32 protein-coding genes are annotated in these 24788 nt (G+C 68.6%); 21 read left to right on the forward strand and 11 right to left on the reverse strand.

Annotation, left to right across the window (positions count from 1 at the left end):
* The first annotated feature begins 113 nt into the window (after positions 1-113).
* The 8 genes from RHOOR87_RS0111500 (at position 114) to RHOOR87_RS0111535 (ending at position 4368) form a co-directional block, all read left to right on the forward strand.
* Positions 114-737 (forward strand): YbhB/YbcL family Raf kinase inhibitor-like protein, encoded by a 624-nt coding sequence (locus tag RHOOR87_RS0111500; protein ID WP_015446378.1) that lies wholly within the window; start codon positions 114-116, stop codon positions 735-737.
* A gap of 171 nt (positions 738-908) precedes the next feature.
* A complete protein-coding gene (locus RHOOR87_RS19890) occupies positions 909-1064 on the forward strand; it encodes a DUF1328 domain-containing protein (protein ID WP_007510123.1) in 156 nt (51 codons plus the stop codon).
* Between the two features lie 54 nt (positions 1065-1118).
* Entirely contained in the window at positions 1119-1481 is a 363-nt protein-coding gene (locus RHOOR87_RS0111510) for a DUF883 family protein (protein ID WP_015446379.1), read from the forward strand.
* A 23-nt stretch (positions 1482-1504) separates the two neighbouring features.
* Positions 1505-1990 carry a hypothetical protein gene (locus tag RHOOR87_RS0111515; RefSeq protein WP_015446380.1) on the forward strand — a complete coding sequence of 162 codons (486 nt, stop codon included), beginning with the start codon at positions 1505-1507 and terminating at the stop codon, positions 1988-1990.
* A complete protein-coding gene (locus RHOOR87_RS0111520) occupies positions 1987-2310 on the forward strand; it encodes a hypothetical protein (RefSeq protein WP_027485091.1) in 324 nt (107 codons plus the stop codon). The genes RHOOR87_RS0111515 and RHOOR87_RS0111520 overlap by 4 nt, the downstream gene beginning before the upstream one ends.
* Positions 2307-3497: an AI-2E family transporter gene (locus RHOOR87_RS0111525; protein WP_027485092.1), complete on the forward strand. Its 1191-nt coding sequence runs from the start codon at positions 2307-2309 to the stop codon at positions 3495-3497. Before RHOOR87_RS0111520 ends, RHOOR87_RS0111525 begins: the two co-directional genes overlap by 4 nt.
* Positions 3498-3688: 191 nt before the next feature.
* Positions 3689-3991: a hypothetical protein gene (locus RHOOR87_RS0111530; protein ID WP_015446383.1), complete on the forward strand. Its 303-nt coding sequence runs from the start codon at positions 3689-3691 to the stop codon at positions 3989-3991.
* Positions 3988-4368, forward strand: a complete 381-nt coding sequence (locus RHOOR87_RS0111535) for a cupin domain-containing protein (RefSeq protein ID WP_081660218.1) — start codon at positions 3988-3990, stop codon at positions 4366-4368. The genes RHOOR87_RS0111530 and RHOOR87_RS0111535 overlap by 4 nt, the downstream gene beginning before the upstream one ends.
* 32 nt (positions 4369-4400) lie before the next feature.
* Here RHOOR87_RS0111535 and RHOOR87_RS0111540 read toward each other — a convergent pair whose 3' ends face one another.
* From RHOOR87_RS0111540 to RHOOR87_RS20780, 3 genes are read right to left on the reverse strand one after another with little or no spacing between them, the layout of a single operon-like run.
* Positions 4401-5438, reverse strand: a complete 1038-nt coding sequence (locus RHOOR87_RS0111540) for a PD40 domain-containing protein (protein ID WP_027485095.1) — start codon at positions 5436-5438, stop codon at positions 4401-4403.
* A gap of 28 nt (positions 5439-5466) precedes the next feature.
* On the reverse strand, positions 5467-5985 hold the full coding sequence (locus RHOOR87_RS20775; RefSeq protein ID WP_231381774.1) for a hypothetical protein: 519 nt from the start codon (positions 5983-5985) through the stop codon (positions 5467-5469).
* Positions 5982-6425, reverse strand: a complete 444-nt coding sequence (locus RHOOR87_RS20780) for a hypothetical protein (RefSeq protein ID WP_231381775.1) — start codon at positions 6423-6425, stop codon at positions 5982-5984. The genes RHOOR87_RS20775 and RHOOR87_RS20780 overlap by 4 nt, the downstream gene beginning before the upstream one ends.
* Positions 6426-6715: 290 nt before the next feature.
* On the opposite strand from RHOOR87_RS20780, the gene RHOOR87_RS0111550 reads away from it, so the two are divergent.
* From RHOOR87_RS0111550 to RHOOR87_RS0111570, 6 genes are all read left to right on the forward strand, one after another.
* Positions 6716-7384: a nucleotidyltransferase domain-containing protein gene (locus tag RHOOR87_RS0111550; protein WP_231381776.1), complete on the forward strand. Its 669-nt coding sequence runs from the start codon at positions 6716-6718 to the stop codon at positions 7382-7384.
* Complete coding sequence (locus tag RHOOR87_RS0111555) at positions 7368-7796, forward strand: hypothetical protein (RefSeq protein ID WP_027485096.1); 429 nt, start codon at positions 7368-7370, stop codon at positions 7794-7796. The genes RHOOR87_RS0111550 and RHOOR87_RS0111555 overlap by 17 nt, the downstream gene beginning before the upstream one ends.
* Positions 7797-7813: 17 nt before the next feature.
* A complete protein-coding gene (locus tag RHOOR87_RS0111560; protein ID WP_027485097.1) occupies positions 7814-8128 on the forward strand; it encodes a hypothetical protein in 315 nt (104 codons plus the stop codon).
* Positions 8129-8214: 86 nt separating this feature from the next.
* The gene (locus RHOOR87_RS20890) at positions 8215-8337 is read left to right on the forward strand and encodes a hypothetical protein (protein ID WP_255325561.1); all 123 of its coding nucleotides are present in this window, start codon (positions 8215-8217) and stop codon (positions 8335-8337) included.
* A gap of 48 nt (positions 8338-8385) precedes the next feature.
* The gene (locus RHOOR87_RS0111565) at positions 8386-8670 is read left to right on the forward strand and encodes a DUF1778 domain-containing protein (RefSeq protein WP_015446388.1); all 285 of its coding nucleotides are present in this window, start codon (positions 8386-8388) and stop codon (positions 8668-8670) included.
* A gap of 10 nt (positions 8671-8680) precedes the next feature.
* The gene (locus tag RHOOR87_RS0111570) at positions 8681-8968 is read left to right on the forward strand and encodes a type II toxin-antitoxin system RelE/ParE family toxin (RefSeq protein ID WP_081700004.1); all 288 of its coding nucleotides are present in this window, start codon (positions 8681-8683) and stop codon (positions 8966-8968) included.
* Positions 8969-9010: 42 nt separating this feature from the next.
* Here RHOOR87_RS0111570 and RHOOR87_RS0111575 read toward each other — a convergent pair whose 3' ends face one another.
* Positions 9011-9589, reverse strand: coding sequence for a hypothetical protein (locus RHOOR87_RS0111575; RefSeq protein ID WP_231381778.1), 579 nt, complete (start codon positions 9587-9589; stop codon positions 9011-9013).
* Positions 9580-9879, reverse strand: a complete 300-nt coding sequence (locus RHOOR87_RS0111580) for a PD40 domain-containing protein (protein ID WP_043795531.1) — start codon at positions 9877-9879, stop codon at positions 9580-9582. The genes RHOOR87_RS0111575 and RHOOR87_RS0111580 overlap by 10 nt, the downstream gene beginning before the upstream one ends.
* Before the next feature lie 116 nt (positions 9880-9995).
* Between RHOOR87_RS0111580 and RHOOR87_RS20425 the strand changes: the two genes are divergently transcribed.
* Positions 9996-10289, forward strand: a complete 294-nt coding sequence (locus RHOOR87_RS20425; RefSeq protein ID WP_155950947.1) for a hypothetical protein — start codon at positions 9996-9998, stop codon at positions 10287-10289.
* On the opposite strand, the gene RHOOR87_RS0111585 is transcribed toward RHOOR87_RS20425, so the two are convergent.
* Positions 10286-11122: a LysR family transcriptional regulator gene (locus tag RHOOR87_RS0111585; RefSeq protein ID WP_027485101.1), complete on the reverse strand. Its 837-nt coding sequence runs from the start codon at positions 11120-11122 to the stop codon at positions 10286-10288. The genes RHOOR87_RS20425 and RHOOR87_RS0111585 overlap by 4 nt on opposite strands.
* A 94-nt stretch (positions 11123-11216) precedes the next feature.
* Between RHOOR87_RS0111585 and RHOOR87_RS0111590 the strand changes: the two genes are divergently transcribed.
* Both RHOOR87_RS0111590 and RHOOR87_RS0111595 read left to right on the forward strand, forming a co-directional pair.
* Positions 11217-12140 (forward strand): cyclase family protein, encoded by a 924-nt coding sequence (locus tag RHOOR87_RS0111590; RefSeq protein ID WP_027485102.1) that lies wholly within the window; start codon positions 11217-11219, stop codon positions 12138-12140.
* Between the two features lie 225 nt (positions 12141-12365).
* Positions 12366-12863, forward strand: coding sequence for a nuclear transport factor 2 family protein (locus RHOOR87_RS0111595; RefSeq protein ID WP_027485103.1), 498 nt, complete (start codon positions 12366-12368; stop codon positions 12861-12863).
* Between the two features lie 27 nt (positions 12864-12890).
* On the opposite strand, the gene RHOOR87_RS0111600 is transcribed toward RHOOR87_RS0111595, so the two are convergent.
* The 4 genes from RHOOR87_RS0111600 to RHOOR87_RS0111615 form a co-directional block, all read right to left on the reverse strand.
* Positions 12891-13637, reverse strand: a complete 747-nt coding sequence (locus tag RHOOR87_RS0111600) for an SDR family NAD(P)-dependent oxidoreductase (RefSeq protein ID WP_007510170.1) — start codon at positions 13635-13637, stop codon at positions 12891-12893.
* Positions 13634-15079, reverse strand: a complete 1446-nt coding sequence (locus RHOOR87_RS0111605) for a TolC family protein (RefSeq protein ID WP_027485104.1) — start codon at positions 15077-15079, stop codon at positions 13634-13636. The genes RHOOR87_RS0111600 and RHOOR87_RS0111605 overlap by 4 nt, the downstream gene beginning before the upstream one ends.
* A 134-nt stretch (positions 15080-15213) precedes the next feature.
* Entirely contained in the window at positions 15214-18405 is a 3192-nt protein-coding gene (locus RHOOR87_RS0111610; RefSeq protein ID WP_027485105.1) for an efflux RND transporter permease subunit, read from the reverse strand.
* Positions 18406-18597: 192 nt separating this feature from the next.
* Positions 18598-19845 carry an efflux RND transporter periplasmic adaptor subunit gene (locus RHOOR87_RS0111615; RefSeq protein ID WP_027485106.1) on the reverse strand — a complete coding sequence of 416 codons (1248 nt, stop codon included), beginning with the start codon at positions 19843-19845 and terminating at the stop codon, positions 18598-18600.
* A gap of 144 nt (positions 19846-19989) precedes the next feature.
* On the opposite strand from RHOOR87_RS0111615, the gene RHOOR87_RS0111620 reads away from it, so the two are divergent.
* Positions 19990-20961, forward strand: a complete 972-nt coding sequence (locus RHOOR87_RS0111620; protein WP_027485107.1) for a LysR family transcriptional regulator — start codon at positions 19990-19992, stop codon at positions 20959-20961.
* 44 nt (positions 20962-21005) lie between these two features.
* Here the strand turns inward: RHOOR87_RS0111620 and RHOOR87_RS0111625 are convergent, their stop codons facing one another.
* A complete protein-coding gene (locus RHOOR87_RS0111625) occupies positions 21006-21803 on the reverse strand; it encodes an undecaprenyl-diphosphate phosphatase (RefSeq protein ID WP_015446399.1) in 798 nt (265 codons plus the stop codon).
* Positions 21804-22165: 362 nt separating this feature from the next.
* Between RHOOR87_RS0111625 and RHOOR87_RS0111630 the strand changes: the two genes are divergently transcribed.
* Genes RHOOR87_RS0111630 through RHOOR87_RS0111640 form a run of 3 tightly spaced genes read left to right on the forward strand, consistent with a single transcriptional unit; the run spans position 22166 to position 24635 of the window.
* Positions 22166-22927: a TorF family putative porin gene (locus RHOOR87_RS0111630; protein WP_027485108.1), complete on the forward strand. Its 762-nt coding sequence runs from the start codon at positions 22166-22168 to the stop codon at positions 22925-22927.
* 24 nt (positions 22928-22951) lie between these two features.
* Positions 22952-23290 carry a P-II family nitrogen regulator gene (locus RHOOR87_RS0111635; protein ID WP_027485109.1) on the forward strand — a complete coding sequence of 113 codons (339 nt, stop codon included), beginning with the start codon at positions 22952-22954 and terminating at the stop codon, positions 23288-23290.
* A 22-nt stretch (positions 23291-23312) separates the two neighbouring features.
* Entirely contained in the window at positions 23313-24635 is a 1323-nt protein-coding gene (locus tag RHOOR87_RS0111640; RefSeq protein ID WP_027485110.1) for an ammonium transporter, read from the forward strand.
* The last annotated feature ends 153 nt before the right edge of the window (positions 24636-24788 follow it).

Below are 24788 nucleotides of genomic sequence, written 5' to 3' on the forward strand. Positions count from 1 at the left end.
GTCTGCCTGCGCAGGCATGACGGGCGTGGAGGACGCCATATTTCTCCGCCGTCATGCCTGCGCAGGCAGGCATCGCATTCGGCGGGCAACCTGCTATCCAACGGAGAAACCCCATGCACCTGCGCAGCGACAGTTTCGACAACGGCCAACCGATTCCCGCCGAGTTCGCCTTCGGCCAGCGCGGCGACCCGGTCGCGCTGTCGGACAACCGCAGCCCGCACCTGGCCTGGCAGAACGCGCCGTCCGCCACCCGCTCGTTCGTGCTCACCTGCATCGACCCCGACGTGCCCAGTCGCGGCGACGACGTGAACCAGCCCGGTCGCACGGTGCCCGCCGACTTGCCGCGGGTGGAGTTCGTGCACTGGCTGATGGCGAACATCCCTGCCGAGTGCGGCGAACTGGCCGCGGGCGCGTGCAGCGACGGCATCACCGCGCGCGGCAAGCGCGCGCCGTTCGGGCCGCCGGGCAGCGTGCAGGGCGTCAACGACTACACCGGCTGGTTCGCCGGCGACGCCGAGATGGGCGGCGAGTACCGCGGCTACGACGGCCCGTGCCCACCGTGGAACGACGCACGGCTGCACCATTACCACTTCAAGCTGCACGCGCTCGACGTGGCCGCGCTGCCGCTGGCCGGCGGCTTCTCGCTGGCCGAGCTGCGCGCGGCGATGGCCGGCCACGTGCTGGCCGAGGCGGAGCTGGTCGGCAGCTACAGCCTGAACCCGGCGGTTGCCGGCTGAGAAATCGCGTCTGGCACGCCATGGTCGGCCGGCCCGGACCGCACGTGTCGCAAACGTCGGCATCGCGTGCACGGCGCTGCCGGCGCCCTTCACACCCGCATGGCGCCGGCTGTGGGTGAATGGTCACGCGCGGTTTCCCCGCCGCCATTCCCTGCAGATGAGGATGCCTTCATGCTTCACTACGCCCTGGTTTTCCTGGTCATCGCGATCATCGCCGCCGTGCTCGGCTTCGGCGGCATTGCGGGTGCCGCCACCGGGATCGCGAAGATCCTGTTCATCATCTTCCTGATCCTGGCGATCATCGCGTTCTTCCGCCGCGCCAGTTGACGGCCGGTCGTCGCATCGCGTCTGTGCCACCATGAGTCTTCTCCGGAGCATGCAATGAACAAGCAAGTCCAGACCCCCGAACAAGCCGTCGGCGATCGCATCGACGAACGCGCCGAACGGATCAAGCAGGCCACCTCCGAGGCAGTCGCCGCCACCAAGGAAAAGGTGGATCGCGCCGCGGACCATGTCGAGGAAGGCCTGCACCACGCCACCGACAAGGCTGCCGGCGCGGCCCACAAGGCCAGCGACAAGGCCGCACGGGTCGGCGAGCGTGGCCGCGAGGTCTACGACGAAACGATGGACCGCGCCGACGCGTGGCTGGAGCAGGTACGCGACTACGTGCGCGAGAAGCCGATGCAGTCAGTCGCCATCGCGCTCGGCGCCGGCTGGCTGATCGGCCGCATCCTGCGACGTTGAACGGCGCGGCACAGGGGCCGGGAATGCACGACGAGGGTGAGTCACCCCGCGCAGCGGCGGCGCCGGATCCGGCGCCGCCGTCGTCTGGCTTGCTGGCCGAGGTCGGCCAGCTCGCGCGCGCGGTCAAGCGGCTGTTCGGCGCGCAGATGCAGCTGCTGGCGGCGGAGCTGGGCTTGGCGCGCAGCGCGATCTCGTGGCTGCTGCTGGCGGCACTGGCCACCACCGTGGCCGGGGTCGCCCTCGGCCTGACCCTGCTCGGCTTGGTCGGCGTGCTGCTGGCGGCGTGGTTCGGCTCGTGGATCTGGGCCTTGCTGGTGCTGGCGTTGCTGCAGGTGCTGTTCCTGCTTGGCTCGATCGCGCTGTTCCGCCGCTGCATGCACTGGATGAGCCTGCCCGCCACACGCAGTGAATGGAGTGCGATGATGCGCGAGACCCTGCACAAGGCCGAAGCCGGCGACACGGCCGCGCAGGACAACGGACAGGACAGTCAGCGGGAGGAGCGGCGATGAGCGTGTTCGATCGCCTGGCGAAGGTGCAGGCCGCCCAGTTGCGCATGCGCGCGGCGCGGCACGCGTTGACCACGCCGGCGGCCGCCCTGCTGGTGCGCGGCCGCGCGCATCCGCTGACGACGGTGGGCGCGGCCGCCGGTGCCGGCTTCGTATTGGGCAGCCTCGACGTGCATCCGCTGCGGGTGCCGGGGCTGGGTCCGCTGCTCGGTGGCGGCCTGGCCGAGGTGGTGGCCCACGGCGTGCGCTTGGTCGCGGAGCTGGGCGCGATGGCGCCGGGTGCCGCCGCTGCGGCGGATGCCGAGGGCAGCGAGCCGGCATGAGCGAACCCGAACAGATGTTCCCGCCCGCGTCGGACGGAAGCGCGGCCGGGGCCGGCGCCATCGCCATCCCGGCGGAGCCGGCGACGGCAGAAGAGACGGCGGTTCGCCACGGGCTGCGCCACTTGAACGCCGCGCGCGGCATGCGCCAGCACCTGCGTGCAGTGCGCATGGTGCTGAACGCACTGCTGTTGCTGGCGCTGCTGTACACCATCACCCTGACCAAGGCCTTGCTGATTCCGCTGGTGCTGGCCGCCTTCATCGGCCTGGCGCTGAACCCGATCGTCGCCTTCGGCACGCGCATCCGCCTGCCGCGCTGGCTCACCGCCAGCGTGCTGATGCTCGGCCTGATCGTCGGCATCGGCAGCGGCGTGGGCCTGCTGGCGCAGCCGGCGATCGGCTGGTTCCACGGCGCGCCCACGGCGATCAAGAGCTTCGTGCCGAAGCTGCGCAGCTTCACCAAGCCGCTGGAGGCGGCCAATCGCGCCACGCAGACCCTGGTCAGCAGCGGCACCAGCACCCGTGCGGCCGTGCCGCAGTCCGCGCCGGTCTCGATCAGCGCCTGGGACGTGGTGTCGACCGCGCCGAAGGTGCTGGCGGCCGTGCTCAGCGTGATGTTGCTGGTGTTCTTCTTCCTGATCTATGGCGACTCGATGCTGCGCCGGCTGGTGCAGATCACCCCCGGCTTCGCCTACAAGCGACATGCGGTGACCATCGTGCGCGGGATCCAGACCGAGGTGTCGCGCTACCTGCTCACCGCGCTGCTGATCAACGCCGGCCTCGGCGCGATCACTGCCGGCATGCTGTGGCTGTACAAGGTGCCCGACCCGCTGCTGTGGGGCGCGGTGGCGATGTTCGCCAACTTCATTCCCTACGTCGGCGCGATCGTCACCACCACCGTGCTGGCGGTGGTGTGCATGCTGTACGCGAACGACGCCAGCCTCGAAGTGTTCCTGCCGGTGCTGACCTTCGCCGGCATCACCGCAGTGGAGGGCAACCTGATCACGCCGATGATCCAGGGCGCCAGCATGCGGCTCAGCCCGATCGCGATCCTGCTGTGGCTGCTGGTGTGGGGCTGGCTGTGGGGCATCCCCGGCGCCCTGCTGGCGGTGCCGATGCTGACCTGCACCAAGCTGATCACCGAACGCGTGCGCGGCTGGGAATGGTTCGCGCACATCGTGCAGCGCTAGATACGCTCGTCGCAGGGTGGACACGACCCGCCGTTCCCCATGCTCCAGCCCGCCACTTGGTCGCCGCCCTGATCATGGGGCCTGCGTCAAGCGTCCTGGGTCGGCATGTCACGATTGCATTTCCTGATGCGTCCTGGTGATTGGCGGGCGGACACAACGACCGCGAAACCAGCGAACTTGAGGAGAATGCGATGAACAAAAGTGCGAGTCTCGTGATGCTCAAGGCCAAGCCCGGCCAGCGCGACGAGGTCAGGCGCGTCTGGGAGAAATATGCCCGCGACTACATCGCCGGCAGCGCGCTCAGCTTCTACTATTGCTACGACGACAACGATCCCGACCGGATCATCGTGTTCGGACTGGGTGATCAGGCCAGCCTTCGGGGGTTCGCGCAGCAGCCCTGGTTCCCCGACTATCAGCGCGACACGCACGCGCTGCTTGCCGAGCCGGGCGAGGTCCGCAGCACGACGCCGCAGTATGTGAAAGACAACGCATGATCGGGTACGCGATGACAGACAGTGCGATCAACCTGCGCGACAAGCTCACCCGGTTCTCGGAACACTGGTCGCCCCGCGTCATTGCCGAGATGAATGACTACCAGTTCAAGCTCGCCAAGCTGCAGGGCGAGTTTGTCTGGCATGCGCACGCGGACACCGACGAAGTCTTCATCGTTCTCCAGGGCGCCATGACGCTCCAGTTCAGGGACAAGGCCATCCCGCTCGCCGCCGGGGAAATGTACGTCGTCCCCAAAGGCGTGGAGCATCGCCCCGTGGCCGAGCAGGAATGCTGCGTGATGCTGGTCGAGCCACGCGGCGTGGTCAACACCGGCGATGCAGGCGGCGCCTATACCGCGCAGAACGACGTGTGGGTGTAGCGCACCCCGCGGTTCATTTCAGCAGCGGGCATTCATGCAGGCTTCTTCGCGGAAGCGGGATCGGCCGGGGCGGCGTTCGCCGGCGGCGCAATGCCGTGCGCACGCAGCAGGGCCGAGATGTCGAAGCGCCAGAGATTGCGCGAGCCGTTCAGCGGCGACTGCAGGCGCCGTTGCAGCGAGGCCGCATCGTCGCGGGGTTTGGGGAAATGCACGTCGTCGCGGCGCGCGCTCGCTACGTAGAGCTCGCCGAACGCCGGCCCCAGCGACGGTGCGTTTTCCAGCGTGCGGCTGTTGACCTCGCCGCCCAGGCGTGCGGGGTTGCCCCAGCCGCCGTCCGGCCGGCGGAACACGATGTAGATGTCGGCGCTGCCCAGCGCGTCGCCCTCGTTGCCGGCGTAGAGCAGGAAGCGTCCTTGCGGGTCGACCGCGGGATCCATGCGGTTGTTCGCCAAGTCGCCCAGCGGCAGCCGTTCGGGTGCCGCGTAGCCGTTGCCGCGGCGGTGCGCCAGGTAGATCTGGTATGCCTTGCCGGAATCTTCGCGGTGCGCCGAGAAATAGAGGTCGCCGTTCGCCGCCAGCGACGGGTTGTAGATCATCGCGCCGTCGTTGAGCGCGCCGTCGACGTGGATCGGCGCACTCCATCCGCCGTTCGGTTGCCGCGCGACGTACCAGAGGTTCGTGCCGGGAAAACGCCGCCCGTTCATCTCGGCCATCACCGGCGCGGCGCCCGGGCGCGGCGGCCGGTTGGAGACGAAGTACAGGCGCCCGCCGTCGGGCGACAGCGTCGGTTCGGAGTCGTGCCACCGGCCGGAGAACGCGGCCACCTGCGGCGTCGACCAGCGGCCCGCGGCGCGATGCGCGACCATGATGGTGTCGTCGGCTTCGGCGAAATCCGAGCGCATGAAGTACAGCGTCCGGCCGTCCGGCGTCAGCGCGGCCGAGGTTTCCTGCAAGCCGGTGGAGATCACGCCGGAGCCGAGCAGTTCGCCGACGCTGGCCGCGCGCGCGGCGGGCAGCGCGGTGAGCATGGCCGCGAGGCAGGCGGCGCGGACGAGTCTGCGTGATGACATGGTCGCTCCCGATGAGGTGCCGCTGGAATCACGGCGTGCGTCTTGCCGCCAGCCACGGCGCCAGCGACACCCGCCAGATATGGTTGCTGCCGTTGTCCCACGCGCGCATGCGCGCCAGGTCCGCGCGCGCCTGCGCGGGCGTGCGCGGGTAGGCCACCTTCGCCGTGTAGTTGCTGGTGAAGTACAGGGTGCTGGCGTCCGGGCCCAGGTGCGAACCCCACGGCTCGTAGCGGTTCACCGCATCGCCGAGGTCGACCGGCTTGCTCCAGGCATCGCCTGCGCGGAAGGCGATGTACAGCCGGTCGGGCTTGTCCTTGCCGGCGTAGTTGGCGTCGAACACGATGAACGACTGGTCCGGCGCGACCGCCGGATCGAGTTCGTGCGCCGCCGGATCGCCCAGCGCCAGCCGCTGCGGCGGCTGGTAGCGGCCGTCGCGCCAGGCGGTGCGGTAGAGGTGGAACTCGTGCGTGGTCTCGTCGCGCCGCTGGTAGTACACGTCGCCGTTGGCCGCCACGCTGGGCGCGTAGATGTTTGGCGCGTCGTTCACCACGTCGGGCAACGCTGCGGCTGGCCCCAGCCGTCGCCGCGGCGGTCGACCCGCCACAGGTGCCCGCCATGCAGCGCCGGCCCGCCGGCCACGTCGGCGCGATTGGAGGTGTACACCAGGAACGAGCCGTCCGGCGCCATCGCCGGATCGTGGTCCTGCCATGGCCCGGAGAACGGCGCGATCTGCGGCGTCGACCAGCCGTCGCCCACGCGATGCGATTCCATGATGAAGCCATTCCAGCCCGCCTGCTGGTCGAAGTAGACGGTGGCGCCGTCGGGCGCGAAGGTCAGACAGTCCACGCCGGCCGGGCCGGAGATCGCGCCGGGCGCGAAGATTTTCGGCGTGGCGGGCGTCGTGTCGGCGGCGCGGGCGCCGGCGAGGCCGAACAGGGCCAGCGCGAGGAGGCTGCAGGCGAGCAGGGGGAGCGGGCGGTGGGCCATGCGTGTGCCTCGACAGGATGATGGTGCGGTCGAGTCTGCTTGGCGGTGTTGGCGCGTCGCTGCCGCTTTGTGACGAGCGGAGACTCGCTGTGACCAGCGGTTGTCAACGTAGGGCAACCGGTTCGACCTCGTCGCGGAATCGCGGCGCCCCTGACGCGTGCGCTGCCCTTGTAGGAGCGCGCTTGCGCGCGATGCTCTTGTCTGACCGGGTATCCGGCTTCCTGCGTTGCCTCACCTCGCCGTGGCCCGCACCCGGGTGCGCGCCCATTGGTGCCAAGCGATCCTTGCACATGCCCATTTCGGGCAATAACATGCCCAATATGGGCAACAAGACGAACAGCAGAATCAGCGAAGCAGCGGCGCTCTACGCCAGCACCAGCTTGTCCGACGCCCTGTTCACCGCCACCCAGCAGCGCGTCCTCGCCTGCCTGTTTGGCCAGCCTGATCGCAGCTTCACCATCAGCGAACTGATCCAGACTACTGGTGCCGGCAGCGGCGCGGTGCAGCGCGAGGTCGCCCGGCTGGCCGGTAGCGGCCTGCTCGCGGTGGAACCCGTCGGCAATCAGAAGCGCTATCGCGCCGACCCAGCCTCGCCCATCCATGCCGAGCTGGTATCCATCGTGCGCAAGACCTTTGGCCTTGTTGCTCCCTTGCGCGAAACGTTGGCGCCGCTGGCTCCGCATATTCCGGCCGCGTTCGTGTACGGCTCGGTGGCCAAGGGTACCGACACCGCTGCCAGCGACATCGACCTGATGCTGGTGTCGGATGCGCTGACCTATGCGGACGTCATGGCCGTCCTGCATCCGCTGATCGAACGCCTGGGGCGGGAGATCCATCCCACGCTCTACACCCGTGCCGAACTGCGCAAGCGCATCGCCGCGGGCAACAGCTTCGTGACCCGCGTGCTGGCACAGCCGCGGCTCTGGGTCATCGGTGGTGAGCATGACCTCGCCGCTTGAGAACCTCGCCGGCACCGGCAAGCCGCTGGTGGAGGAGCCGATGGATTCGGCGGAATTCGAAGGTCTGCTTCGCTCCGGTAGAGCGCGACTGGTCGACGCACGCAACGCATCACTCGCATTGGAAAGCCGCTTCGACCTGGCCTACAACGCTGCGCATGCACTGTGTCTGGCTGCGTTGCGCCGCGAGGGCTATCGTGCCCGTCATCGCTACATCGTGTTCCAGGTATTGCCGCATACGCTCGGCCTGGGGCCGGACATATGGCGCGTGCTGGACAAGTGCCATCACATGCGCAACGTCGCCGAGTACGAAGGGGTCCTTGATGTGGAGGAACGGATCGTGGCTGACCTGGTCGCGGCGTGTGAGAAGGTTGCGGATACACTTGCCACGCTCCTGCAAAGGGATCATTCGTAGGTGATGGGTACCGCACCATGACCGACAAACTCTACGGCGTCATCTGCGACAACACCGGCTTCCTCGTATTCCTTGACCACGCTCCTGACCCGGAAGCAGCCTGTCGCTTGGCGACGAGAGAAGGTACGCGCTGGGGCGCATTGGGGTCTTTCAAGCGTTCGCTCATGGGAGCACCGAAAGGTGATGGCCGCTCCTGGCTGGAGCTGAGCGTTTACGACGTGACGGGCGTGCTTGAGTCTGACCTCGATCCGACTCCGGATGACGAGTCGTTGATGTGCGCCATGGACGAAGAAAACTTCGCAGCGCGCTTCATCGCGGAGCAATTGAGCTGATGCGCCGCAGTTGCGGTCTTCAAGGCGAGGTGATGACATGCCACTGACGAGAGACTTCAAGCAGACCCTGGTGGAGCGCGTGCAACGTGAGCCGGCGTTTGCGCGCGCTGCTGGATGTGGCCGCCTCACTGTTCCTCAACGGTGACCCGGCAACGGCGCGCGTGGTCCTGCGCGACCTGGTCAACGCCCCCGCTCGTCCGCCCATGTGACACAAAAGTGCTACATTCGCGCAAGATACAGCCGCCCCGGAGCGTTTCATGAGCACCACCACCATCCGCCTGCCCGACGAACTCAAGGCCCGCGTTGCCGAGGCGGCGAAACAGGCGGGCACGACACCGCACAATTTCATTCTGGAGGCGATCGCGGAGAAGGCCGACTTGGCCGCGCAGCATGCCGCGTTCCACGCGTTGGCGGATCAGCGCTACGCCGAGTTCCTGGAATCCGGCAAGAGCATCCCGTGGGACGAAGCGCGCGCTTACCTCAAAGGGCGCATCGCGGGAAAGGCGGTGAAGCGGCCGGTGGCCCGCAAGCTGGATCGATGACGTGACGCGTGTGAGGCTGGCGCCCGGGGTGATCAAGGATCTGGACCGCATCGTGGAGCACTTGCATCACCACGAGAGCGCGGCAGCCGAGACAAGGGCGGGGGAAATCATCAGTGCGTTCGACGTGCTTGCGGACAACCCGCTGATCGGCCGCCCGGCTGGCGACGACAAGCGCGAATTGCTGATCGGCCACGGCGCGGCGGGATACGTGGCGTTGCACTGCTACCTGCCGGTGATCGATACCGCCCTGATCCTGGCGGTGCGGGGACAGCGCGAAGGGGGATACGCAAGACCGTGAACGGAACCGAAGCCGACAGGGTTGCAGCAGGTGCCGTTCGGCTCAGCTCCGTGGACGAGGCTTCTTGGGCGGCGGTCCCAGCTCCACAAAGGCCACGCCCACGATGGCAGCTTCCGTAATGATGGCTTCCAGTGCCGCCTTGCCCGCTTCGTTGACATACAGAACGGCCGCGGCTGTCAGCGGGTCCTTGAACACGGCCGCATCGACCGGCAGCCTGTCCTCGAAGAATTCTTCCTTCACGATCGAACCGCTCGGACGCTTGGCCGAGTGAGCCTCGTCGATGCAGGGAATGACGCTGGTCACGTTGTAGAACCAGCGCGACTCGCCTGCGCAGTCCAGCTCGAGGAACTGCCCGAAGCGCGACAGGAAGGGCTCGAGCGCAACCTTCGCCTTGTCGTTCATGACCAGGGCGCCCGGAGTCAGTGCACTGACGTCTGCCAGCGGTTTGGGCTTCTTCTTTCCCGGTTCGACGAAGACTTCGACCCTGGGCTTTCTTGACCAGGAGAGGCTGGCGCCGGAGGTGTCGAACATGCCCGACGCGACGTCCTTGTCGCTGCCAAAGACCAAAGGCGCATAGTCATTGACGGAGCCACTTTCGAGTTTCCATACTTTCACTTCCACCACCTCTGCCGTGAGGCTCGGCATCGTTCGCGTACAACAACACGACGATGTCCTTGCGCATATCGTTTGCCGCCGCGGCGCGGCTGCGGCTTGCCGTCGTAGTAGCCGTCGAGCGCTGCGCCGCCGGCGGCCACCGGCCGGTTCGAGGCGAACACCAGGTAGGAGCCGTCCGGCGCCATCGCCGGGTCGAGGTCGCGCCAGCGCCCGGGGAACGGCGCGACGCGCGGCGTCGACCAGCGGGCATCGACGCGATGCGACTCCATCAGCGTGAAGCTGTCGGTGCCGCGCATGAAGTACACCGCGGCGCCATCCGGGCTGAACGCGGCGGCGCCGTTATCGGCGTTGCCGGCGATGACGCCGGGGGCGAAGATCGCGCCGGCGCCGGCGCGCCGGCAGGCGATGCGGCATGGGCGCCGCCGCCGATCAGGGCCGCGGCGGTCAGGAGCACGAACGGGGACGGCAAGCGCATGTCTGGCTCTCCTTCGCCGCGCGCCCGATCAAGCGGATGGCCGGCCGCGACGGCATGGATGTGGATGCCGCGCAGGCTGGCACGCGCGGCTCGGACCGTCGCCGATCTTGTGACGATCGGCGCTTCGAGCGTGACAAGCAGCGCGCGAACCCGCGCGGCCGGCCGGCAGGCGCTACGGATGGATGCTGGTCCGCGCCGCGACCCCGTCGCGACCGCGCCAGGTCGAGCTAACCGGCTCGGCGCGCCCTTAGCCGCTTCGCGATGAGCGCTCCCAGCGCCTCGGCGACCGGTACCGCGGCCTTCCCGGCGAAGATCCGCACATCGATGGACGGCAGCGCCGGCAGCCCCCGCGCCCTGGGCAGATCCGGTGCGGCCAGATGGGCCGCCAGGACGCCAACCGCCAGACCCGCGCGCGCGGCAGCTTCCACCGACGCCACGCTGGAGGTGCTGGTGGTGATCTCCCAGGGCAGCCCGGCGCGATCCAGTGCGGCGAGCGCCTGCCCGCGCATGAGACAGCCTTCGGGGTAGAGCACGAGGGGAACAGCACCTTTGCCCGGCCAGTGACCCATCCACCGCAACGGCAGCCTGGCCAAGGTGGTGCCGGCGGCGTGGCCCGGCAGCCCGAGGCCGATCACCAGATCGCACCGCGTGTCGAGCTGCGCCACCAGGTCCCGCGTGGTACCGGTCGTTATCTCGAACAGCAGGTCCGTCCGCTGACCGCGTATCTCGGCGAGCGCCGGCATCAAGGCGTACGCGGCGATCTCGTCGGTCACGCCGAGCCGAACCACACTGCGCGTGGTGCCATCACGCACCGCCAGGATCGCCTCCTCGCTCAGGTGGAGCAGGCGGCTGGCGTAGCCGAGCAGGCGTTCGCCGGCAGGACTCAAGCGCACCTCGCGACTGCTGCGCGCAAACAGCGTTTCGCCCAGTTGCGCCTCCAGCCGCTGGATCTGCTGGCTGATCGCCGCCTGGCTGCGCGAAATGCGCGAAGCCGCCGCGCTGAAGGAGCCGCGCTCGGCAACGGCAACGAACGTGCGCAGCAGGTCAAGGTCGAGCGATGTCATGAATTTCTTATAGATGAGATAAGAACTATTGGATTGTCTTGATGATGCTGTCCAACTAGTGTCGCGTCAACCACGCACCCGGAGAACCAGCATCGTGACAACCGGCAACCAGAGCACCGACAAGCGGGTCTGCTTCGACTTCGAAGTCGATTTCTTGAACGGCGGTGGCATACAGGGGCAGGGATTCCGCCTGGATCTCGACGGCGACGACATCGCCGATCAGGCGCTCGCCGAATACATCATCAAGGACCTGCGCCTGTTGATGGTGGGAGCGGTCCGCATCCTGAACAAGCAGATCATCAACGAGCGGCACAAGCGGCGCGCCAGTGCCGTGGCGATCGCGCAAGGCGCGGCGCGGGGCGACCTGTTCGACCTGAGCCATCCGGTCCGGGACGGCGAAGTCGTGTTTCCGGGGCTGCCGGCGCCAAGGATCACCGAATACATGAGCCACGAGGCAAGCCATGGCCGCTATGCGCCCGGGGTGACCTTCCAGATCGGCCGGGTGGACATGGTCGCCAACACCGGCACCAGCATCGACGCGCCGTCCCATCGCTACCCGGGAGGAATCGACGTGGCGGGGCTTGCCCTGGCATCGGTGGCCGACCTCGACGCCGTCGTGATTCGGTTGGCGGGGATGCAGGGGCGCGCGATTGCGCGCGAGGCGATCGCCGCCACGGAAGTGCGCGGACGGGCGGTGCTTCTGGATACCGGCCAGGCGCTGCGCTGGGGGACGCCGGCCTACACCGAGGCGTCACCCTATCTGTCGCGCGACGGGGCGGAGTATCTGCGCGACAACGGCGCGCTGCTGGTCGGGATCGACGCCATCAACATCGACGACACCCAGGATGCCCAGCGGCCGGCACACTCGATCCTGCTCGCGGCAGGCATCCCGATCGTGGAAAACCTTGCACCGATGAATTCGTTGCCCTCTCGGAACCTCCGCTTCTCCGCCGCTCCGATGCGGATCGCCGGGATCGGCGCGTTCCCGGTGCGCGCGTGGGCCAGGGTACTGCCGTGATTCAGCCGCCCAGCCGGCGTACGCAGCAGGTCGTGGCATCGAGCAGCCGCGGCGTTGCTGGCGGAAACCCCGGTGCTTCGTCGCCGTGATCGTGGACGCCGCTGGACAGCGCTTGCATGCCGCTTGTCCTCCTCCCGCCGGCGCTGGTCACGGAAACGTTGCCGGTCGCCGCCCTGCTGTACAGGCTGGGTCGGCGGTCATCCGGCCGCGCATGAGGGCAGTGCGATGTGCAAGCCATATCTGTTTCGGATCGGCGCCAGGTGTGTGGCCGTGCTGTCGATGACGACCCTGAGCGTGCACGCGGCCACCGCCGTCGCGCGCGCGGGCGCGAACGAGACCAGCAGAAGCGAGGCGGCTGTGATCGCCGTCGACCAGCACTGGCTGGCGGCCGAGCTCGACGGCGACACGGCCTGGCTCGACGGCATGTTGCTGCCCGAGTACCGCTCGGTCGGCGCCGACGGGGTGGTGCATGCGAAGGCCGCGATCCTGGCGCATGCGGTGAAGAACCGCGGCAACGACGCCGAGCGGCGCAAGGTGGATACGTGGCTGAAGGCGCATCCATCGGGCAAGGCGGTCGTGATCCACGGCGACACCGCGATCCTCACCTTCTACGACCCGCAGCTGGGCGCGGCCAACGGCGTGCGTTCGTCCGACATCTTCGTCTACGCGGGCGGCCGCTGGCATGCGCTGTACTCGCAGCACAGCACAGTCGGCGCCGGCTGAGCCCATTCCTCGATGCGGGAGCGCGGATCACCAGGCGATGGGTTCGCCGTCGCGGAAGAAGCGTCCGGTCGGCGCCGGGGTGGGCAGGCTGGTGGCCCACACCACACCGGCGGCGCCGATGCTGACTGGGCGGCCACCGGGGCCGCCGAGGTCGGTGGCGGTCCAGCCTGGGCACACCGCGTTGACTGCAATGCCGCTGCCCTCCAGCTCCGCCGCCAGCGTGCGCGTGTACGCGTTGAGCGCGGACTTGGAGGTGCGGTAGGCCACGCAGGCGCTGCCGTTCGAAGCGCTGGCGGCGCAGCCGCTGGAGACGTTGACGATGCGGCCGTAGCCATGCCGGCGCATCAGCGGCAGCAGTGCGCTGCACAGCCGCCAGCTGCCGAACAGGTGGGTCTGCATCGCGTCCAGCGCCGGCGCGAGGTCGCCGTCGCTGGCCTGCGCGTCGGGGTCGTAGTAACCGCCGGCGTTGTTGACCAGCACGTCGAGCCGGCCGTAGGTGATCTCGATCCAGCGCGCCAGCGTGTCGACCTGCTCCTGTTGCGTGACGTCGAGCTGCACCGCGATCACCTCGCCGGAGGCGCCGGCCAGCTGGCGCGCGGCGTGCAGGCCCTTGTCCAGGTCGCGTGCGCCCAGCAGCACGGTCATGCCGTATTCGCTGAGCTGGCGCGCCACCTCGAAGCCGAGGCCGCGGTTGGCGCCGCTGACCAGCGCCACGCGATAGGTCGGCGTGATGACCGGCGTCGCCGCCGGCGCGCGTCGGGCCGGCCGACTCATGGCGCGGCGCCGACCTGGGCCACCGCGCTGCAGCGCTCGTCGCCGCAGGCCTGCCAGCCGCCGCCGAGCGCCTTGTACAAGGCGACGGCGCGGGTATTGATCGCCGCCTCGGCCTGGGCCAGGTCGTCCTCGGCGGCGAGCTGGGTGCGTTCGGCGTCCAGCAGTTCGAGGAAGCCGGTGGCGCCTTCCTGGTAGCGCACGCGGGCCAGCTCGGCGGCGCGTTTGCTCTGCGTGCCCTGCTCGATCAGGTGGTCGACACGCACGCGCTGCTGGTTGAAGCCGGTGACCGCGTTGTCGATGTCCTCGATCGCTTCGAGCACGGTGCGCTGGTAGTTCGCCTGCGCCGCATCGGTGCGCGCCTCGCTGGCATGCAGGTTAGCCCGCACGCGCTGCACGTTGAGCCCGGCCCAGCTGATGCTCGGCGCCAGCGACCAGGCGCGCGTCGCCGGGCTGCCGAAGTCGTTGCTGCGCCCGGACAGGAAGCCGAGGAAGCCGCCCAGCGTGAGGTGCGGGAAGAAGTCCGCCTTGGCCACGCCGATGCGCGCGGTGGCGGCGGCGTACGCACGTTCGGCCATGCGGACGTCCGGACGGCGCGCCAGCACGTCGCCGGCGTCGCCGATCGGCAGGCTGGCGGCGATCGGGGTGAAGCTTTTCGGCGATACGTCAATGTCCAGCTCGCCGGGGCGTTCGCCGAGCAGCACGGCGAGACGGTATGCGCTGGCGCTGGCCTGCGCCTGCAGCAACGGCAGCTGCGCCTGCACCGCGGCGAGGCGGGCCTTGGCGCTGGCCACGTCCTGCTCCGCGCCGGAGCCGAGCTGCTGGCGCACCTCGGTGAGGTGCACGGTCTGCTGCTGGTTGTCGATGTCGCGACGGGCGATGTCCAGCCGCAGCTGGCTGCCGCGCAATTCGAAATAGTTGCGTGCCACCTCGGCGAGCAGGCTGACCTGGGCGTCGTGCAACGCCGCCTCGCTGGCGCCGAGGTCGGCGCCGGCCGCTTCCACCGAACGGCGCACGCCGCCGAACAGGTCCAGTTCCCATGACGCGTCGAAGCCGGCCTGGTACGTGGTCGTCGTCTGCCGCTGCGTGCCGAAGCCCGGCTGCTGGCCGCGGCTGCGCGTGTAGTTCGCGTCCGTGTCGATGGTCGGCAGTTGCTCGGACTTCGCGCCGCTGAGCAGCGCGCGCGCTTCATGCAGCCGCGCCACGGCGATGCGCAGGTCGAGGTTGTTCGCCGCGGCGCGCTGGATCAGCGCATCCAGCGTGGGGTCGTTGAACTGCTTCCACCACGCGGCCTGGAATTGCGCGTTGTTTTCCTGTGCGGCATCCAGTCCCTGCAATTGCGGCGCGGCAATCTTCGCTGCGTGGTAGTCGGGACCCGCGCTGGCGCAAGCGGCCAGCAGCGTCAGGGCCGTGACCAGCAGCGCACCTCGCACCACCTTCGTCATTCCTGCGAAAGCAGGAATCCAGTGACTGTGTGTGGTAGGAGCCGAAGGCGCTGGATCCCAGCTTTCGCTGGGATGACGAGCGAAAAGGTGGCTCGCGAAAGTGTTCTGCGGCATGTCATGCACGAGTGTTTTCATCAGTGGTTCTCCAGCGCCGGCAGTGCATGCGCGGCGGCGCGTTCGGCCGCGCGCGCCTCGCGGCGCTCGACCAGGGCGCGAATGACGACGTAGAACAGCGGCGTGTAGATCAGCCCGAACACGGTCACGCCGAGCATGCCGGCGAACACCGCCACGCCCATCGCGTGGCGCATCTCGGCGCCGGCGCCGTGCGAGGTGACCAGCGGCACCACGCCCATGATGAAGGCGAACGAGGTCATCAGGATCGGGCGCAGCCGCAGGTGGGCCGCTTCCAGCACCGCCTCGTGGCGGCTCATGCCTTCGTGCTGGCGTTCGCGGGCGAACTCCACGATCAGGATCGCGTTCTTGCACGCCAGGCCGACCAGCACGATCAATCCGATCTGGGTGAAGATGTTGTTGTCGCCGCCGGACAGCCACACGCCGGCGATCGCTGACAGCAGCACCATCGGCACGATCAGGATCACCGCCAGCGGCAGCGACCAGCTCTCGTACAGCGACGACAGCACCAGGAACACCAGCAGCACGCACAGCGGGAACACCAGGATCGCGGTGTTGCCGGCGAGGATCTGCTGGTAGGTCAGTTCGGTCCATTCGAAGCTGACGCCGTTCGGCAGGTTGTCCTTCGCCAGTTTTTCCATCGCCGCCTGCGCCTGGCCCGAGCTGAAGCCCGGCGCGGGGCCGCCGTTGATCTCGGCGGTGGCGTAGCCGTTGTAGTGCTGCACGCGATCCGGGCCGGCGCCCTGCTTCACGGTGACGAACGAACCCAGCGGCACCATCTGGCCCTGCGCGTTGCGCGTCTTCAGCGCAAGGATGTCCTGCGGCGAATGGCGGAACGCCGGGTCGGCCGACACGTTCACCTGGTAGGTGCGGCCGAAGCGGTTGAAGTCGTTGACGTAGAGCGAGCCGAGGTAGGCCTGCATGGTCTGGTACACGTCGCCCAGGTTCACGCCGACGGTCTTGGCCTTCTCGCGATCCACGTCGGCGTCCACCTGCGGCACGCTGATCTGGAAGCTGGAGAACAGCCCGGCCAGCGCCGGATCCTTGCGGCTGGCGGCGATCAGGTTCTGCGTCTGCTGGTACAGCTCGTTGAAGCCGCGGTCGCCGCGGTCCTCGATCTGCATGCGGAAGCCGCCGATCGTGCCCAGGCCCATCACCGGCGGCGGCGGGAACACCGCGATGTAGGCATCCTGGATCGAGGCGAACTTCTGGTTCAGCGCACCGGCGATCGCGCCGGCCGACAACGATGCGTCACGGCGTTCCTCGAACGGCTTCAGCGTGACGAACACGATGCCGGAGTTGGTCGAGTTGGTGAAGCCGTTGATCGACAGGCCGGGGAACGCCACCGCGTGCTCCACGCCCGGCTGCTTCAGCGCGATCGCGCCCATGCGCTGGATCACGTCCTCGGAACGGTCGAGCGAGGCCGCGTCGGGCAGCTGCGCGAACGCCACCAGGTACTGCTTGTCCTGGCCCGGCACGAAGCCGGTCGGCACGTGCGAGAAGCCGAACCAGGTCAGTGCGATCAGGCCGGCGTACACCACCAGCGCCAGCTTGCCCTTGCCGACGATGCGCCGGACGCCGCCCACGTAGCGTTCGGAACCGCGATGAAACAGGCGGTTGAACGGGCGGAACAGCCAGCCGAACGCGCGGTCGATGCCGCGCGTGAGGCGGTCCTTCGGCGCGTCGTGACCCTTCAGCAGCACCGCGGCCAGCGCCGGGCTCAGGGTCAGCGAGTTGAACGCGGAGATCACCGTGGAGATCGCGATGGTCAGCGCGAACTGGCGGTAGAACTGGCCGGTGAGGCCGCTGACGAAGGCGGTCGGGATGAACACCGCGCACAGCACCAGTGCGGTGGCGACGATCGGCCCGGTGACTTCGTGCATCGCCTTGCGCGTGGCTTCGCGCGGCGATTGCCCGAGCTCGATGTGCCGTTCCACATTCTCCACCACCACGATCGCGTCATCGACCACGATGCCGATCGCCAGCACCAGGCCGAACAGCGACAGCGCGTTGAGCGAGAAGCCGGCCAGGTACATCACCGCGAAGGTGCCGATCAGCGATACCGGCACCGCCACCAGCGGGATGATCGAGGCGCGCCAGGTCTGCAGGAACAGGATCACCACCAGCACCACCAGCAGGATCGCCTCCAGCAGCGTGTGCGCCACCGCCTCGATCGAGCCGCGCACGAACACGGTGGGGTCGTACACGATCTGGTAGTCGACGCCCTGCGGGAAATCCTGCTTCAGCTGCGCCATGGTGGCGCGCACCTCGTCGGAGATCTGGATCGCGTTCGAGCCGGGCCGCGCGAAGATCGGCAGCGCCACCGCCGGCTTGTTGTCGAGCAGGCTGCGCAGCGCGTAGTTGTTCGAGCCCAGGTCGACCTTCGCCACGTCGCCCAGATGGGTGACGCCGCCGTTCGCGGCGGTGCGCACGATGATGTTGCGGAAATCGTCCTCGCTGACCAGCCGGCCGCGCGTGTTGATGTTGAGCTGGAACGCCGAGTTGGTGGGGCCGGGCGGCGCATTCAGCGCGCCGGCGGCGACCTGCACGTTCTGCTCGCGGATCGCGTTGATCACGTCGCCGGTGGTGAGCGAGCGCTGCGCCAGCTTCTGCGGGTCCAGCCACACGCGCATCGAGTATTCGCCGGCGCCGAAGATCTGCACGTCGCCGACGCCATCGAGCCGGCCCAGCACGTCCTTCACGTGCAGTCGCGCGTAGTTCGACAGGTACAGCATGTCGTAGCGCTGGTCGGGCGAGGTGAGGTGCACCACCATGGTGAGGTCGGGCGAGCTCTTCTGGGTGGTGACGCCGAGCCGCTGCACTTCCTCCGGCAATTTCGGCAGCGCCTGCGCCACGCGGTTCTGCACGTCGACCTGGGCGGTATTGAGGTCGGTGCCGAGCGCGAACGTCACGGTGAGGGTGAGTGCGCCGTCGCTGGTCGCCTGCGAGGAGGTGTACAGCATGCCCTCCACGCCGTTGATCTGTTCCTCCAGCGGGGTGGCGACGGTTTCCGCGATCACCTTCGGGTTGGCGCCGGGGTAGGCAGCACGCACCACCACGGTGGGCGGCACCACTTCGGGGTATTCGCTGATCGGCAGCTTGAACACCGCGATGGAGCCGGTGATCACGAACAGCAGCGACAGCACGGCGGCCATGATCGGCCGGTCGACGAAGAATTGGGCGATGTTTTTCATGCAAAAGATCCTCGACGAAGCCGTTTCGCGGCCTCGGTCTGCTTTGCTCTTCCCCCTGCATCGCAGGGGGAGGTGGGGAGGGGGTGACGCTCTTGCTCTTGGCTTCGCCGGAGGGCTTCACCCCTCCCCAGCCCTCCCCTGCTGCACGTCCCGCAAAGGGACTTTCTTCGGCCGCAGGGGAGGGAGCGGTGTTCAGCCTTGCGGGCGACTCTGCGGAGCTGTCGTGCCGGCTTGCGCGGTGCGCGCATCGACATCCGGCGCATCGCCGCTCTCGACCAGCGCCTTGTCGGCCGCCTCCAGCCGATAACTCATCGCCACCTTCTGCGGATTCACCTCCACGCCGGGGCGCACGCGCTGCAGGCCGTTCACCACCACCACGTCGTTGGCGCCCAAGCCGCTGTCGATCACGCGCAGGCCGTGGAACAGCGCGCCGGTGTCGACCTTGCGGTACTGCACCTTGTGCTCCTTGTCGACCACGTAGACGAACTGGTTGCCGAGGTCGGTGCCGATCGCGCGGTCGTCGACCAGCACGCGCGGGCGCGCCTGGCCGCTCTGCAGCTGCACGCGGGCGTACAGGCCGGGCGTGTACAGCCCGTCGGCGTTGTCGAACACCGCGCGCAGGCGCATCGTGCCGGAGCCGCTGTGCAACTGGTTGTCGACGAAGTCGAGGCGGCCGTCATGCGGGTAGCCGGTCTCGTCGGCCAGGCCCATCGCGGCCTCGATCCGCGCGTTGCGGCCGGCCTGCTTCGCGCGGGCGCGCAGGTGGTCGAGCTTGAGCCAGGTCTGCTCGTCCACGTCGAAGTAGACGTAGACCGGGTTCACCGAGACCACGCTGGTCAGCACGTCGTTGCTGGTGACCAGGTTGCCGGGGGTGACGCGGGCGTTGCTGACGCGGCCGTCGATCGGCGAACGCACCTGGGTGAAGTCCAGGTTCAGCCGCGCCGCGGCCAGCGCGGCGGTGGCGGCGCCCAGCTGGGCGCGTGCGCTCTGCGCGGTGGTGGCCTGGCGGTCGGCTTCCTGCTGCGCGATCGCGTGCTGGGCAAGCAGCATCTCGGCGCGGCGCTGGTTGGTTTCGGCCAGGCTCAACTCGGCCTTGGCCTGTGCCTGGTTGGCGACCAGCCGGTCGACCTCGGCCTGGTACGGGCGGGCGTCGAGCTGGAACAGCACGTCGCCCTTGTGCACCAGCGCGCCTTCCTGGAAATGCACCGACTCCACGAAGCCGCCGACCCGCGGCTGCACCTGCACCGTGTTCACCGCTTCCAGCCGGCCGGTGAACTCGGCGCTGTCGCTGACCTGGCGGGTCAACGCCTGCGCCACCGTCACTTCCGGCGGCGGCCCGCCGGCGGGGCTTTGCGCGCGGCTGTCGTTGCCGTGCAGCAGCAGCCAGCTGCCGAAGGCTCCGGCTGCAACCAGGAGAACCAGCATCCATTGTTTTTTCATCTTGCACTCCCAACACCTTGTTGGCCGGGGAGGGGGAACCCGGCGAAGGGTCGAGAGAATAGGTGTACTTTCCGGTATAGAAAATCCGTTCCTTGCGCACTACACTCGTGCGCCGCAGTCACGAATCGACGAGGAATTGAAACAATGGAAGACTTTTCCGCCATTTCGACCTTCGTCCGCGTGGTCGAGGCCAAGAGTTTCGCCGCCGCCGCCAGCCAGCTCGGCATGACCCCGTCCGGGGTCAGCCGGGCCGTTTCCCGGCTGGAAGCCCAGCTCGGCGCCAGGCTGCTGTTCCGCTCCACCCGCTCCCTGCGGCTGACCGACGATGGGGCCTCGTTCCATGCACGTTGCAAGGAGATCCTTGCCGACCTGGCCGAGGCGACCGAGGCGCTGAACTTTGCCAACAGCAAGCCGACCGGCAAGCTGCGCGTGGGCATCTCGCTGTCGGTGGGCCGCGCCGCGGTGATCCCGCGGCTGACCGAGTTCGAGCAGCGCTACCCGGACATCCGGCTGGAGCTGTCGATGAGCGACTCGCCGGCGGACCTCAACGGCGAGGGCCTGGATTGCGCGATCCGCGTCGGCGAGCTGGAGGATTCCAGCCTGATCGCGCGCAAGATCGGCTACCTCAGCAATGTGGTGTGCGCCTCGCCCGAGTACCTGCGCAAGTACGGCGCGCCGCGCAGCATCGAGGATCTGAAGAGCCACCGCTGCATCAACTACGTCTACCCGAACGGCCGGCCGCGCCAGTGGCAGTTCGACACGCCGGGCGGGCAGATGAGCGTGGACATCGACGCGCACATGCTGATCAACGACGGCGAATCGGTGCTGCAGGCGGTGGCTGCCGGGCTGGGCATCACCCAGGTGCCGCGCATGCTGGCCGCGTGCCTGCTGGAGAAGGGCATGCTGGAACGGGTGATGACCGACACCCACTCCACCGGCAAGCCGGTGTGGATCGTCTACCCGCAGAAGAAGCACCTGTCGGCGCGCGTGCAGGCCTTCATCGAATGGGTGCGCGAACTGTTCGACCGCACCAACCAGCCGGGCCAGTGTGCGGTCGACGCCCCGAAGACCCCGCCGAAACCGGCGCCGCGGAAGGCGCTGGTCGAAGCCGCGTAGGCGCCACCGCCGGCGCTGGTTCGCAGGGTCCGGCCGCGGCGGGCTCAGCCGCCGGCCGGCACCAGCCACAGCAGCGCCACGCCGAACGCGATGCGGTAGAGCGCGAACGGCGTGAACGCGTGCGCGCGGATGTAGCCGAGCAACCACTTCACCGCCACGAACGCCATGATCGCCGAGATCACGAAGCCGACGACCAGCGCGGTCCAGTCCTCGTGCGCCGCGCCGCCGCCCCTGACCACCTTCAGCAGCTCGTAGCCGGTGGCCGCGTACATGGTGGGAATGCCGACCAGGAAGGCGAACTCGGTCGCCGCCGCGCGGTTGCTGGTGCCGAACAGCATCGCCGCGAAGATCGTCGCGGCCGAGCGCGAAGTGCCGGGAAAGATGCCGGCGATCATCTGCGCGATGCCGACCAGGATCGCCACTTTCCAGGTCACTTCACGGCGATCCGGCTGCCGCGCGGCCAGCCGTTCGGCGGCGATCATCCACAGGCCGCCGATCACCAGCGCCCACGCCACCGGCGTCACCGTCTCCGGCAGCTTGAAGCCGAGCTTCACCGCGACCAGGCCGAGCGCGGCGGTGATCAGGAAGGCCACGGTCAGCTTCAACAGGTAATCGCGGTTGCCCGGCTCGCGCCACTGCGTCAGCAGCAGCCAGATCCGCCTGCGGTAGATCAGCGTCACCGCCAGGATCGCGCCGGCCTGGATGCCGATGTTGAACAGGTCCGAGCGCGCGCCCAGCCCGAACTTCTCCGCGATCAGCAGGTGCCCGGTCGAGGAGATCGGCAGGAATTCGGTGATGCCCTCGATGATGCCGAGCAGGATGACATGGAGCAGGTCGGTCACGGGCGGGTCCGTTGGCAGGGTGGAGGTGTGCCGTCGAACGGATCGCCGGCATGAAGCGGCATAGCTTACGGGTTTTGCCTTGATGCCGGATGGCCGGCAGCCGAGCAGGCGGCCGGGCCGGATGCGCACTGCAACAGTGCAAAGCGGTCGCCTCGACGGGTGCGGATGGTGCGAACTCGGGCGCGGCCGCTTCGTTGCGATGCCGCCGATGCCGTCTCGACCACGGTTTCCGCGCGTGGCACGTGGCTTGCTGAGGGACAGGGGGAGCCATCCAGGTGCATGGCCGCGACGCAACGGCGCATGGACGTCTGGACGTCCGGACGGCCATCACCCAGGCACCATCAGCGGAGGGAGTGCGGCCCATGAGACGAAGCTGGATGTCCGCGGCGGTGGTTGCGTCGGGATGGGCCGCCATCGCGCCGATGCCGGCGCGGGCCGGCGACACCCCGGCCAGCCGGTGGCTCGGCAGCGCCGGCGTGGTCAGCGACTACCTGTTCCGCGGCCTGTCGCAGACCGATCGCCGGCCTGCCGTGCAGGCCGGCGTGGAATTCGACCATGCCGGCGGCGGGTACGTCGGCGGCTGGGGCAGCAACGTGAGCTGGCTGGCCGATGCCTCGACCTCCACCGCGCCGATTTCCAGCAGCGTGGAGCTGGATCTCTACGCCGGCTGGCGCGGCGATGTCGGCGGCGGCTGGAGCTGGGATGCGGGCCTGTATCGCTACCAGTACCCGGGCAGCTATCCACGGGGGTTCACCCGGCCGCACACCACCGAGGGCTATGCCGCGCTGGCCTGGAAAAGCGTGTCGCTGAAGTACTCGTACGCGTTCACCGACCTGTTCGGCTATGCCGGCAGCAGGCACAGCGGCTATGTGGACCTGTCGTGGAGCCGGGAGTTCGCGCCGGGCTGGCTGCTCAACGCGCACGTGGGGCACCAGCACGTGGCGAACGTGCCGGGCACCTCGTACAGCGACTGGAAGCTGGGCGTGACGCGCAACTTCGGCAGCGGCTGGTCGCTGGCGCTGGGCTACTGCGACACCGACGCGCGCCGGGCTGCGTACACCAACGCGCGCGGCCACTACCTGGGTGGCGCCACGGCGGTGCTGAGCGTGGCCAGGTCGTTCTGAAAGACATTCCATCCGGAGCCATCCATGAAAATGATCACCAGCGTGATCCGCCCGTACAAGCTCGACGAGGTCCGCGACGCGCTCGCGCATGCCGGCGTGTCGGGCATCACGGTGACGGAAGTGCGCGGCTTCGGCCGCCAGAAGGGCCACACCGAGCTGTACCGCGGCGCCGAGTACGTGGTCGATTTCCTGCCCAAGCTCAAGGTCGAGGTGGTGGTGCCCGACGAACTGCTCGACGCAGTGCTGGAGGAGATCCAGCGCGCCGCGCGCACCGGCAACGTCGGCGACGGCAAGCTCTTCGTCACCGGCGTGGAGCAGGTGATCCGCATCCGCACCGGCGAGCTCGACGTCGATGCGCTCTGACCCGCACCCCGTGAGGTTTCCCATGAAAGCGTTCAAGTTCCGTCGCGGCATCGGCGCGGGCCTGCTGCTGCTCCTGGCCGCGCCGCTGCTGCACGCCACCGCGCCCGCGCCGATGGTCGACAAGGGCGACGTGGCGTGGATGCTCACTTCCACCTTGCTGGTGCTGCTGATGACGGTGCCGGGGCTGGCGCTGTTCTACGGTGGCCTGGTGCGCGCGAAGAACGTGCTGTCGGTGCTGATGCAGGTGCTGACGGTGTTCTCGCTGCTGCTGCTGCTGTGGGTGGCGTATGGCTACAGCCTCGCCTTCAGCGGCAGCGGCGCGGTGATCGGCAACTTCGCCAAGCTGTTCCTGCATGGAGTGACGAAAGACACGCTGGCGGCCACATTCACCCCGGGCGTGTCGTTGCCCGAGTACGTGTTCGTGGCGTTCCAGGCCACCTTCGCCGGCATCACCGGCGCGCTGATCGTGGGCGCGCTGGCCGAGCGCATGCGCTTCCGCGCGGTGCTGCTGTTCGCGGCGATCTGGTTCACCTTCGCCTACCTGCCGATCGCGCACATGGTATGGGCCGGCCCGGGCGGCTACCTGTTCGCCAAGGGCGCGCTGGATTTCGCCGGCGGCACGGTGGTGCACATCAACGCCGGGGTGGCCGGCCTGGTCGGCGCCTGGCTGGTCGGGCCGCGGCTGGGCTTCGGCCGCGAACCGATGAAGCCGCACAACGTGACCTTCACCATGATCGGCGCGGCGCTGCTGTGGGTGGGCTGGTTCGGCTTCAACGCCGGCTCCAACCTGGAGGCGAACGCCGGCGCGGCGCTGGCCTTCCTCAACACCTTGCTGGCCACCGCGGCGGCGGTGCTGGCGTGGCTGGCGATCGAGGCGGTGCGGCGCGGCCACGCCTCGATGGTGGGCGGTGCTTCCGGCGCGGTGGCCGGCCTGGTCGGCATCACCCCGGCCTGCGGCACGGTGGGGCCGCTGGGCGCGATCGTGATCGGTGCGCTGGCCAGCGTGTGCTGCGTGTGGGGCGTGACCGGGCTGAAGAAGCTGCTGCACGCGGATGACGCGCTGGACGTGTTCGGCGTGCACGGCGTCGGCGGCATCGTCGGCGCGCTGCTGACCGGCGTGTTCAGCGCGCCGGCGCTGGGCGGCACCGGCGCGGCGGACTATTCGGTCATCCACCAGCTCGGCGTGCAGGCGCTGGGCGTGGCCATCACCGTGCTGTGGAGCGGGGTGGTGTCGGTGCTGGGCTATCTGGTGGTGAAGGTGGTGTTCGGCCTGCGCGTGCCGTACGACGCCGAGCGGGAGGGGCTGGACATTACCTCGCACGGCGAAAGCGCCTACGATGGCTGAGCCGGGTGGCCGGGCCACGGCCGGATGTTCCATGATGGTGCAATGCGTTTTATCGACTGCACCAGCATGAAACCTTCCGACTGCCCCGAAGCACCCCGGAAGCCCGCCACCCCTTGCGGCGCAACGGGTTCGCTCGCTGGCACGCGCCTTGCT

The sequence above is a fragment of the Rhodanobacter sp. OR87 genome, from assembly GCF_000473345.1.
GTDB classification, from domain to species: domain Bacteria; phylum Pseudomonadota; class Gammaproteobacteria; order Xanthomonadales; family Rhodanobacteraceae; genus Rhodanobacter; species Rhodanobacter denitrificans.

Excerpts from the sequence above, each read along its gene's own strand:
- RHOOR87_RS0111565 (WP_015446388.1), top strand. The coding sequence starts at position 8,386 with ATGAGCACCACCACCATCCGCCTGCCCGACGAACTCAAGGCCCGCGTT.
- RHOOR87_RS0111615 (WP_027485106.1), bottom strand. The coding sequence starts at position 19,845 with ATGAAAAAACAATGGATGCTGGTTCTCCTGGTTGCAGCCGGAGCCTTC.
- RHOOR87_RS0111555 (WP_027485096.1), top strand. The coding sequence starts at position 7,368 with ATGACCTCGCCGCTTGAGAACCTCGCCGGCACCGGCAAGCCGCTGGTG.
- RHOOR87_RS0111540 (WP_027485095.1), bottom strand. The coding sequence starts at position 5,438 with ATGTCATCACGCAGACTCGTCCGCGCCGCCTGCCTCGCGGCCATGCTC.
- RHOOR87_RS0111600 (WP_007510170.1), bottom strand. The coding sequence starts at position 13,637 with ATGAGTCGGCCGGCCCGACGCGCGCCGGCGGCGACGCCGGTCATCACG.
- RHOOR87_RS0111560 (WP_027485097.1), top strand. The coding sequence starts at position 7,814 with ATGACCGACAAACTCTACGGCGTCATCTGCGACAACACCGGCTTCCTC.
- RHOOR87_RS0111640 (WP_027485110.1), top strand. The coding sequence starts at position 23,313 with ATGAAAGCGTTCAAGTTCCGTCGCGGCATCGGCGCGGGCCTGCTGCTG.
- RHOOR87_RS0111595 (WP_027485103.1), top strand. The coding sequence starts at position 12,366 with ATGTGCAAGCCATATCTGTTTCGGATCGGCGCCAGGTGTGTGGCCGTG.
- RHOOR87_RS0111530 (WP_015446383.1), top strand. The coding sequence starts at position 3,689 with ATGAACAAAAGTGCGAGTCTCGTGATGCTCAAGGCCAAGCCCGGCCAG.
- RHOOR87_RS0111535 (WP_081660218.1), top strand. The coding sequence starts at position 3,988 with ATGATCGGGTACGCGATGACAGACAGTGCGATCAACCTGCGCGACAAG.
- RHOOR87_RS0111580 (WP_043795531.1), bottom strand. The coding sequence starts at position 9,879 with ATGCGCGGCACCGACAGCTTCACGCTGATGGAGTCGCATCGCGTCGAT.
- RHOOR87_RS0111610 (WP_027485105.1), bottom strand. The coding sequence starts at position 18,405 with ATGAAAAACATCGCCCAATTCTTCGTCGACCGGCCGATCATGGCCGCC.
- RHOOR87_RS19890 (WP_007510123.1), top strand. The coding sequence starts at position 909 with ATGCTTCACTACGCCCTGGTTTTCCTGGTCATCGCGATCATCGCCGCC.
- RHOOR87_RS0111520 (WP_027485091.1), top strand. The coding sequence starts at position 1,987 with ATGAGCGTGTTCGATCGCCTGGCGAAGGTGCAGGCCGCCCAGTTGCGC.
- RHOOR87_RS0111635 (WP_027485109.1), top strand. The coding sequence starts at position 22,952 with ATGAAAATGATCACCAGCGTGATCCGCCCGTACAAGCTCGACGAGGTC.
- RHOOR87_RS0111605 (WP_027485104.1), bottom strand. The coding sequence starts at position 15,079 with ATGACGAAGGTGGTGCGAGGTGCGCTGCTGGTCACGGCCCTGACGCTG.
- RHOOR87_RS0111620 (WP_027485107.1), top strand. The coding sequence starts at position 19,990 with ATGGAAGACTTTTCCGCCATTTCGACCTTCGTCCGCGTGGTCGAGGCC.
- RHOOR87_RS20425 (WP_155950947.1), top strand. The coding sequence starts at position 9,996 with ATGGGCGCCGCCGCCGATCAGGGCCGCGGCGGTCAGGAGCACGAACGG.
- RHOOR87_RS0111525 (WP_027485092.1), top strand. The coding sequence starts at position 2,307 with ATGAGCGAACCCGAACAGATGTTCCCGCCCGCGTCGGACGGAAGCGCG.
- RHOOR87_RS0111515 (WP_015446380.1), top strand. The coding sequence starts at position 1,505 with ATGCACGACGAGGGTGAGTCACCCCGCGCAGCGGCGGCGCCGGATCCG.
- RHOOR87_RS0111630 (WP_027485108.1), top strand. The coding sequence starts at position 22,166 with ATGAGACGAAGCTGGATGTCCGCGGCGGTGGTTGCGTCGGGATGGGCC.
- RHOOR87_RS0111510 (WP_015446379.1), top strand. The coding sequence starts at position 1,119 with ATGAACAAGCAAGTCCAGACCCCCGAACAAGCCGTCGGCGATCGCATC.
- RHOOR87_RS0111550 (WP_231381776.1), top strand. The coding sequence starts at position 6,716 with ATGCCCATTTCGGGCAATAACATGCCCAATATGGGCAACAAGACGAAC.
- RHOOR87_RS0111500 (WP_015446378.1), top strand. The coding sequence starts at position 114 with ATGCACCTGCGCAGCGACAGTTTCGACAACGGCCAACCGATTCCCGCC.
- RHOOR87_RS20780 (WP_231381775.1), bottom strand. The coding sequence starts at position 6,425 with ATGGCCCACCGCCCGCTCCCCCTGCTCGCCTGCAGCCTCCTCGCGCTG.
- RHOOR87_RS0111585 (WP_027485101.1), bottom strand. The coding sequence starts at position 11,122 with ATGACATCGCTCGACCTTGACCTGCTGCGCACGTTCGTTGCCGTTGCC.